The organism is Phytoactinopolyspora endophytica (assembly GCF_004138495.1).
Classification (GTDB): domain Bacteria; phylum Actinomycetota; class Actinomycetes; order Jiangellales; family Jiangellaceae; genus Phytoactinopolyspora; species Phytoactinopolyspora endophytica.
The window spans coordinates 3,324-5,229 of record NZ_ML142886.1 but is presented as its reverse complement, the minus strand read 5'-3'; the positions used below and the strand labels follow the sequence as shown (position 1 = coordinate 5,229).

Here is a 1,906-nt window from a genome sequence, read left to right as displayed (position 1 = left end):
CGACGGGGTTCCGGCGGCGTTGGGCGCGCTTGATATGCCCGGACGGCGAGGAGGTGGCGCATCATGCGTTGACGTCGGCGAGCACGATCACGGCCTGCTATCCGCTGATGCAGTATGTCCTGCAGCATGTGCTGCCGCTGTATTCCAGCACGTCTGCAGGGGCGACGACGTACCCGGACGATTTGATCCGCGCGTTTGCTATTGCTCAGCCGCCGTTGGCCGATGTGCTGTGTCAGGTCGTGGACACGTTGCGAGATGCAGTCTCGTTGATGCCGGCTGGGGGAGGCGTGCGTGGCTGGCCCCAGCCCGTGGGGTCGTGGAAACGGGAGAACCTGAGGCTCGCGGACACGCTGCGGCTGTTTCTTGACGTGCTCGTGGCGGCGCGAAGCCCTGAACCGTTGACGGATCAAGAGCTCGATGAGCTTCGTCGTCGAGGCGAAGAGCTCATGCTGTCCGTGGCGGGCACCAGGCCGGCGTACATGGAGCCCGCCGTCCTGCGGGAACACTGGATGTTCGTCCGAGAGATCGAACCCGCGCTCAAGCGACTCCGCGAGCAAGGCGGCGTCGCTACCGCCGAGAGCTGGTACGCCTGGCTCATCTGAACGTCCCAGGGCCGCGTGAACATTGGCCCCAGGATCAGCTATCCTCCGAATGCTCGCGCGTATGACTGATCCGCATTTCTTGATCTGCCAACAACGCTTGCAACTCGATTGTCGCGAGCCAGGCGGGAAGTTTGTTGTCGGATCGGATCACGTGTCGGAACTCCGTCAGAGCGCCTTCCAAGTCCCATTGTTTATGCCGAAGCTTGGCGCAGAAGAGCCTGGCGAAGTCCACCGTGAGTGAACTGCCGTGGCGTGCTGCATATTCATACACAGAAATGGCGCCGCTTATGTCGCCACGTTCCGCGAGCAGGCGACCCACGTGGAACGCTGCAGCGGCAGCGACGTCCTGGTGTCCGGTGTCGATGATGTGTTGAAAGACCCTGCGGGAGGCAGCCGCGCGTCCTTGCAGGGTTAATAGCTTCATGAGTTGGAATGCTTCGCGCGCTCAAGGATTCGCTGCCCGACGGGAGAGTGTCTTGGGATCCGCCGTCCATACCCTTGAGATCGTTACGCTGCACTTGCTGTTGGGCCGGTCTGGGATCGTCGATGTCCGCTTCGGGTGTGTCTTGGTTGTCGAAAGAGTCGTCTGATCGATGATTCTCGGCATCGTCTTCATATTCGAGTAGTAGCTGTAGATGCAAGGAATTCAATAGTTCAGTCGGTCGCCTTCTTGAGCGTAAGAATTGTGCTTCAGTGCTGTCGACGCTTTCGCAATATCCCGTGACCGATTGACGAGAGCATGAAGCTCATCCAATGCAAGTGAGAATATTCGGTCGTCGAATGACCCAAGCGCGACCTGAAAGGCGAGGATCGACGTTCCGTATCGCTTGCGAGAGAGCGCGGTCACGCCGATGTCGAGCGCATGCTCGGGCTGCACAATGTCCAGGATGCCACAGCTTTCAAACTCTCGGTCGGGGGACTGTCTCTAGCTCCTCTGTCAAGTGGCGAGGCTGACTGGGCGTATGGCGGTGAGTGGCTGATCGGCGGTGAGGGCGCGGAAGACGACATCTGAGAGCCGACGCTTGAGCACACGTAGGGCTTCCATGTCGCCGTCGCCGTTGGCTTTGCGGCGCTCCAGCAGGTTCCGGGCGGCTGGGTGACAGCGTGCTTGGGTCATGGCGACGCGGTGCAGGGCGGCGTTGAGCTGGCGATTTCCTGTTCGGGACAGGCGATGCCGTGCCCGGTTGGATGACCACACCGGCAATGGTGCTGTTCCGTTGTGTCTGGCGAAGGCGTCCTTGGAGCGGAATCGGTCGACGCCGGCGGTCTCCCCGACGATCTTCGCCGCGGTGATCGGTCCGCAA

Annotated in this window: 4 protein-coding genes; 1 reads left to right on the top strand and 3 read right to left on the bottom strand. The window is 61.2% G+C overall.

Going from position 1 to position 1,906, the window contains the following annotated elements; genetic code table 11:
* Positions 1-602 (top strand): hypothetical protein (locus ELR45_RS33915; protein ID WP_205857809.1); only part of this gene is annotated, 602 nt, incomplete at its 5' end.
* A 34-nt stretch (positions 603-636) separates the two neighbouring features.
* On the opposite strand, the gene ELR45_RS33910 is transcribed toward ELR45_RS33915, so the two are convergent.
* From ELR45_RS33910 to ELR45_RS40130, 3 genes are all read right to left on the bottom strand, one after another.
* A complete protein-coding gene (locus ELR45_RS33910; protein WP_129670222.1) occupies positions 637-1,026 on the bottom strand; it encodes a tetratricopeptide repeat protein in 390 nt (129 codons plus the stop codon).
* Between the two features lie 222 nt (positions 1,027-1,248).
* A complete protein-coding gene (locus ELR45_RS33905; RefSeq protein ID WP_129670221.1) occupies positions 1,249-1,479 on the bottom strand; it encodes a hypothetical protein in 231 nt (76 codons plus the stop codon).
* A gap of 60 nt (positions 1,480-1,539) precedes the next feature.
* The coding region (locus tag ELR45_RS40130; protein WP_205857808.1) for a transposase at positions 1,540-1,906 on the bottom strand (367 nt) is incomplete at its 5' end.